The following is a 6,469-nucleotide window of genomic DNA, read 5'->3' as shown; positions in this document are numbered from 1 at the left end:
GTCAAAGAAAAGATGGCAGACCTGAAACGGTTAGAAAGTGCGCTAATGGAGTTATTAACACAATGTAATAGCAATGACGATGATAGTTATTGTCCTATTATCGACTCCCTACAACCCTAGTGACTTTTTCTTATTTTGTCACAAATAACGCCTGACTCCGTACATTGGTACGGCTCATAGACTTATTCAATCGACAACTAATACGAGGAGTAAGCAGTGTCAAAAAAAGAAACTAACCTACCACTTATTGGTGGAATCATCGCCGCCATCGGCGCAGGCTTGTGCTGTGCAGGTCCATTCATTTTATTGCTGCTAGGTGTCAGTGGCTCCTGGATTGGCAACCTGACGTTCTTTGAGCCTTACCGGCCCATTTTTATCCTATTCGTTATCGCTTTATTTGGCTATGCAGGCTGGAAGGTCTATCGCCCTGTTGAGGCGTGCGAGCCAGGTACCGCCTGTGCGGTTCCTCAAGTACGCAAACGTCGGCAAATTATTTTTTGGTTAACTGCACTGACTGCATTGGTATTAGTGACCAGCAATTATTGGATTATTTTATTCGCTTAATGAAGACCGTAAGAAAACCACCTTTTTTTGGAGAAATGTTATGAAAAAAATCGCTTTATTGTCCCTTTTAGCTTTGTTTAGTGTTGGTACGTGGGCTGAGCAGCAAACAGTAACCTTGGATGTACCGAGTATGAATTGTGTGACGTGTCCCTTCACCGTGAAAAGGGCTTTAAAGAATGTCGAGGGCGTCAGCAACGCCGATGTTACTTTAGCGACTAGGCAGGCCGTGGTTACCTTCGATGACGATAAAACCAGTGTCGAGCAACTAATTGAATCCACGACGAACGCTGGCTACCCATCTTCACTCAAAAAATAAGTAAGTCGGGAGTCGTTATGAATAAAGAAAAGTTTTTGGTTCGATTCGGTGTTATCGGTACAGTGCTTATAGCGCTCTGTTGCTTTACACCTGCACTGGTATTGCTGCTCTCTGCAGTGGGGCTGTCTGCGCTGACCGGTTATTTGGATTTTGTATTGTTGCCGGCATTAGGAATTTTCATAGGTATTACGGTCTATGCTTTTTACCATAAAACGAAGAGAGATGCTGAGAACTGCTGCGAGTCTCAACCTAACATCGAAACAGCAACGAACGAAGTAATCAATACAGGAGACTCTCATGAGTGATTGTTTTACATCAACTGCAAATGAAACACCCAACAGCGATGAAACATTAAACGGCAATGGATCGATACATGTTGCAATTATTGGCAGCGGTTCCGGTGCATTTGCTTGCGCTATAAAAGCAGCTGAAGGCGGCGCGAAAGTTACCTTGATTGAAGGTGCTGATGTAATCGGAGGCTGCTGTGTTAATGTAGGCTGTGTACCCTCGAAAATCTTAATTCGTTCAGCCCAACTGGCTCATCAGCAACGTCGAAACCCATTTGAAGGGTTGGAAAATAACGACCCTAAATTGAGCCGAGCTTTGTTGGCAAAACAACAAACGGCACGTGTCGAGGAGCTGAGAGCAGCAAAATATCAAAATATTCTCGATTCCAATCCCGCACTTAGCCTGTTGCGCGGCTATGCCCGTTTTAAAAACCAAAACACCTTGATTATCACGAATGAAGATGGTGCAGAAGAAGAGCTACGTGCTGACCGTATTCTGATTGCCACTGGCTCTACACCAAGTATCCCACCGATAGAAGGCTTACTCGAAACACCTTATTGGACCTCAACAGAGGCGCTGTTTTCAGAGATATTACCAAAACACCTTATTGTCATTGGCTCTTCTGTCATCGCGCTTGAAATTGCCCAGGCTTATCGACGCTTAGGGAGTGAAGTGACGGTCTTGGCAAGACATACTTTGCTATATCGAGAAGACCCTCTACTAGGTGAACATTTAACAAAGTGCTTTGAAAAAGAGGGCATCAAAGTATTAAGCCATACTCAAGCGGCAAGCGCCTCTTATGATGGCGAACAGTTTAGTCTTGAAACCAATACTGGCACAGTGGTCGGCGATAAGCTGTTGATCACTACAGGGCGGCAAGCAAATATAGATAAGCTGAATCTAGATGAGGTGGGTGTCACGACCAACACAAACGGCGAAATCGTTGTTAACGAACGCATGGAAACGAATATTCCAGGAATTTATGCGGCCGGTGATTGCTCAAACATGCCTCAGTTTGTATATGTTGCGGCAGCTGCTGGTAGTCGTGCAGGAATAAATATGACGGGTGGAGACGCTAATTTAAATCTGTCGACTATGCCCGCAGTGATCTTTACTGATCCTCAAGTTGCTACTGTTGGAATGACTGAAGAGCAAGCCAACGCGGAGCACATTGAGACACAAAGTCGCGTATTGGATATGGAGAATGTACCACGAGCCCTAGCCAATTTTGAAACTGATGGTTTTATTAAGTTAGTTGCAGAGAAGCAAACGGGGCTGCTGATAGGCGCACAAATTCTGGCTCACGAAGGTGGTGAGTTGATTCAAAGCGCGGCGTTAGCGATCAAAAACCAAATGACAGTAAATGATATTGCTGATCAGCTTTTCCCTTACCTGACTATGGTAGAGGGCATAAAGCTCTGTGCCCAAACCTTTAACAAGGATGTTAAAGAACTTTCCTGTTGTGCAGGGTAGGTAAAGCCGTATGAGTTCGTTACCGGCAACCAGTTCGTTTTCAAACCCATCGATTGAACGATTGGTTGCTGCGCTAGTTGCCGATGAATTCGTCCCTTTTTATCAGCCTTTGTGGGACGTACGCCGGCAACGCTGGGAAGGCGTAGAAGCACTTATTCGATGGCAACATCCAACTAAGGGATTGATTCTACCCGATCATTTTATCTCTGTTGCTGAACAAAGCGGCTTTATTCTGCGGCTAGGTGATTTTATCTTAAGTAAAGCCTGCAAGCAGATGATGTACTGGCGCGAGCATGGTTTATCACATGGTATTGTTGCGGTGAATATCTCGGCATTACAAATCCATCAAGCGGATTTTGTGGACAACGTCGCCAGTATTTTGCGAGATACGGGACTCCCACCTCAAGCACTAGAACTTGAGTTGACGGAAACTGTCGCTCTGGAAGATACAACAACCTTGATTGAGAATATGCACCATTGCCGATCACTGGGTGTTCGCTTATCCATTGACGACTTTGGGACCGGGAGTTCATCGCTGGCGCGGTTACAATGTTGCCCTGTGACTCGTCTAAAAATAGATAAAACCTTTATCTCACATATGACAACCGAACTAACAGATCACACGATTACCGAAAGCATCATCACCCTTGGGCATAACCTGAATTTATCCATCGTCGCGGAAGGGGTTGAGACGGCCGCTCAGCAACAACTTTTAGAGAAGCTTGGCTGTGATGTATTACAGGGCTTTCGGCTGGCGCGGCCATCTGGTGCCATAACCACGGCAACGCTGTGGCCAAGCCATCATGCTTGAAACAAATGGAGACAAACCTATGTCAAAAGCCACCGTGTCAAAAGATGTGTCACGATACTTTGAGGTGATCCATGATTTTGCGGCGTTCATGGATAACGAAGGGCAAACACTTGAGTTTCCCTTAACGATCTCGCAACTGGCGAAAGCCGCGCAAACCACAGTCCATACCGTCAGGAATTACGTCCTGGAAAATTTGGTACTTTGCCCTGAGCATTCCGCCGGTGGTTTCGGTTTATACGATCAATGCGCCTTAATCCGGCTGCGCTTCATTCGCGCGGCACGTGCGGCAGGTTTGTTGATTTTGGATATAAAACCCTTGCTCCACGCCATCAACGAAGGCGACCAGCAAGCCTGTGAAGCGGCCATGCGCGAATTGCAAACCAAAATTGATGAACGCCAGGCATACTTGCAGGCATTGGATTCACAGCTGTCGGAGCTGCGTCAACTGGCCTGATCGCCATAACAAAGGAGTATACGATGTCAGAAAAATGTGAAACCGGACCCCACGACTGGGTAGCCAGTAAAGGCCGATTTATTCTCACCTGGGTATTGCCAGCGATACTCATAGTGATTACCGGCGTGATGCAACTTGCACCGTGGATAACCGGCAGTATCTGGGCGATCGCTTTAAGTTGGATGGGATATGCCTGTTTAAGAAATGCGCGTCAATGTGGCCGGATGCACTGTTTTTTTAGCGGCCCATTCTTTTTGGGGGCGGCCGTGTTTGCTTTGGTGACTGGATTGCAATGGATACAATGGCTGACGTTTAAGGAGTTGGGGATCATTTTATTGATCGGTACGCCATTGGTCTGCGTATTGCCGGAGGTATTCTGGGGGACCTATAAAACCGCAGAACATGTAGAAAAAGAATGAGTGCGATAGTTAAGCGCATCACTCACTATTCTAAGAATCTTTTGCCACGTGTGTTGCTTGTATTTCAGTTGTCCACCGAGAGCATTCAATTGAAACTACGCACGATGGTGATTTTTAGTCTGTTATTGGTCACCCATTTGGTGATTCTACCAGCGCATGTTTTGGGGCCCAATATCGGCTTACGTTCCTTTCAATACCTGAGTCTGAAAATAGTTCTGTTTGCGTTTTCGTTTGCTTTATTAGAGACCATACTCATCAACTTATGGGTGCGTTTGTTGCGAGAAAAGTCTCATTGTAGAGCGGCACCCGCGACAAGCGGGATATTAATTGGGATCGTGAGTCCCCTTTTGTGCTGCACCCCCTTGCTGCCGACCGTCTTAAGTTTTATCGCGATTCTGTTTCCGTCCGCCATCTCGGGGATGGGTTTCAAAATGCAGTACACGGTCAATGTGTATCAAACCGAACTATTGTTCCTGGCGCTTGGGCTGATGTTATTCGCAGTTATCCAAAACGCCCGACACCTCAATTCTGAAAACTTAGCGACAAAAGGATAACACCATGAAAATCGTTCACTGGATAACAGATCGGAAAGATGACATTGCGCTGCTGTGTTTATTTATTGGGCTTTTTGTCCTCTTGGCGCTTTGTTGCTAACCACGTTTATGTGCACATCATTGCGATAACGGAAGCGCAATGTGGCAAACTTGGAGACAAAATGAATACTCTGTTTTTAGACGCACAAACTCATTTGAAAGCTGCTTTTTCCTATATTGATATTTCTGAAGATATCCAAAAGCGACTGAAATATCCAAAAAAGACCACATTGGTCAGCATTCCTGTTCGAATGGATGATGGTCGCCTAGAAGTCTTTGAAGGATATCGTGTGCAATTTGACAATACACGCGGACCTACCAAAGGCGGAATCCGGTTTCACCCTTCGGTGGATCTGGATGAGGTCACATCGTTAAGCTTTTGGATGACAATAAAATGTGCCGTGGCCGGACTACCCTTTGGTGGCGCAAAGGGTGGCATCACTGTCGACCCGAAAACGTTATCGCGTCTTGAGCTGGAGAGGCTATCGAGGGGGTATATTCGCGCTTTGGCGGATGTTATCGGGCCCAATCGTGACATACCAGCACCTGATGTAAATACCAATTCGACCATTATGGGGTGGATGGCAGAAGAATACTTCGAGATTGTCCGCGAACAACGGCCGGATGTGATCACCGGAAAACCGATTCATTTGAATGGATCTTTAGGCAGAGAGGCAGCAACGGGAAAGGGTGCGCTCTATACCTTATTGCACTGGGTAAAAAGTCAGAATATCGAGCCCGAAAATACACGTATCGCAGTACAAGGTTTTGGCAACGCAGGTTTCCATTTTGCACGCTTGGCTAAACAGGCAGGCTTTAAGATCGTCGCGCTGTCAGACTCCAGGGGTGGCATTTATTCAGAGGATGGTCTCGATCCTGAACGCATCATGCACCACAAAAAAACACGTCACGAATTAAAAGCCATGTTGTATTGCGATGCCTCAGTTTGTGACGAAGCGGAGTATAAACAGATCAGCAATGCTGACTTACTTAAACAAGATGTCGATGTGTTGGTGTTGGCGGCATTAGAAAATCAAGTTACTGAAAAAAATGTGGCCAAGGTAAAGGCAAAAGTTATCCTTGAGGTTGCCAATGGACCAGTGAGTGCAGGTGCGGATGATATCCTCTTTAACAATAACATTACTGTACTCCCAGATGTTCTCGTCAATGCCGGTGGCGTGATCGTCAGTTATTTAGAGTGGGTGCAAAATAAAACCGGTCTTTATTGGGAAGAAAGTGAAGTTAACGAGCGTCTTAAATTCAGGATCGTAAGAGAAGCTGAAACCATATTTAATCTGGCCAGGGACAAAGCTCTGAGTCTACGAACAGCCGCTTATATTCATGGCGTGGCCAGGATTGCCGGCGCCATCAAAGAAAAAGGAACACGTGAATATTTTCAGAATGGGTAACCTGGTAAGAGTGTCGTCCCATGTATTATTCAAGACCTATGACCAACCACTCACCCGTTATCCCATCGCATCGGCCTCTCGCCTGCCTGATCTTAACGGACAATAATTATGATCTGCTTTTCGATAATAATTATTTCATCCA

Annotated in this window: 9 protein-coding genes; all 9 read left to right on the top strand. The window is 45.9% G+C overall.

Annotated elements, in window-relative coordinates; genetic code table 11:
- The first annotated feature begins 216 nt into the window (after nt 1-216).
- The 9 genes from GPLA_RS16420 to GPLA_RS16380 all read left to right on the top strand — a co-directional run bounded on the left by GPLA_RS16420 (nt 217) and on the right by GPLA_RS16380 (nt 6,327).
- A complete protein-coding gene (locus GPLA_RS16420; protein WP_007106077.1) occupies nt 217-564 on the top strand; it encodes a mercuric transporter MerT family protein in 348 nt (115 codons plus the stop codon).
- A 40-nt stretch (nt 565-604) separates the two neighbouring features.
- Nucleotides 605-880 (top strand): mercury resistance system periplasmic binding protein MerP, encoded by a 276-nt coding sequence (gene merP, locus GPLA_RS16415; RefSeq protein WP_007106076.1) that lies wholly within the window; start codon nt 605-607, stop codon nt 878-880.
- Between the two features lie 17 nt (nt 881-897).
- Nucleotides 898-1,185: a mercury resistance system transport protein MerF gene (gene merF / locus GPLA_RS16410; RefSeq protein ID WP_040515141.1), complete on the top strand. Its 288-nt coding sequence runs from the start codon at nt 898-900 to the stop codon at nt 1,183-1,185.
- Nucleotides 1,178-2,641, top strand: coding sequence for a mercury(II) reductase (merA, locus tag GPLA_RS16405; protein ID WP_007106075.1), 1,464 nt, complete (start codon nt 1,178-1,180; stop codon nt 2,639-2,641). The genes merF and merA overlap by 8 nt, the downstream gene beginning before the upstream one ends.
- Nucleotides 2,642-2,651: 10 nt before the next feature.
- On the top strand, nt 2,652-3,452 hold the full coding sequence (locus tag GPLA_RS16400; protein WP_007106074.1) for a putative bifunctional diguanylate cyclase/phosphodiesterase: 801 nt from the start codon (nt 2,652-2,654) through the stop codon (nt 3,450-3,452).
- 19 nt (nt 3,453-3,471) lie between these two features.
- Nucleotides 3,472-3,906, top strand: coding sequence for a MerR family transcriptional regulator (locus GPLA_RS16395; protein ID WP_007106073.1), 435 nt, complete (start codon nt 3,472-3,474; stop codon nt 3,904-3,906).
- Between the two features lie 23 nt (nt 3,907-3,929).
- Nucleotides 3,930-4,325: a hypothetical protein gene (locus GPLA_RS16390; protein WP_007106072.1), complete on the top strand. Its 396-nt coding sequence runs from the start codon at nt 3,930-3,932 to the stop codon at nt 4,323-4,325.
- Entirely contained in the window at nt 4,322-4,879 is a 558-nt protein-coding gene (locus GPLA_RS16385) for a hypothetical protein (protein WP_040515140.1), read from the top strand. Before GPLA_RS16390 ends, GPLA_RS16385 begins: the two co-directional genes overlap by 4 nt.
- 161 nt (nt 4,880-5,040) lie before the next feature.
- Nucleotides 5,041-6,327 (top strand): Glu/Leu/Phe/Val family dehydrogenase, encoded by a 1,287-nt coding sequence (locus GPLA_RS16380; RefSeq protein ID WP_040515142.1) that lies wholly within the window; start codon nt 5,041-5,043, stop codon nt 6,325-6,327.
- Nucleotides 6,328-6,469 lie beyond the last annotated feature (142 nt).

Origin of the sequence: Paraglaciecola polaris LMG 21857, assembly GCF_000315055.1 — a bacterium.
Taxonomy (GTDB): Bacteria; Pseudomonadota; Gammaproteobacteria; order Enterobacterales; family Alteromonadaceae; genus Paraglaciecola; species Paraglaciecola polaris.
This window is presented reverse-complemented; position numbering and strand designations above follow the sequence as displayed.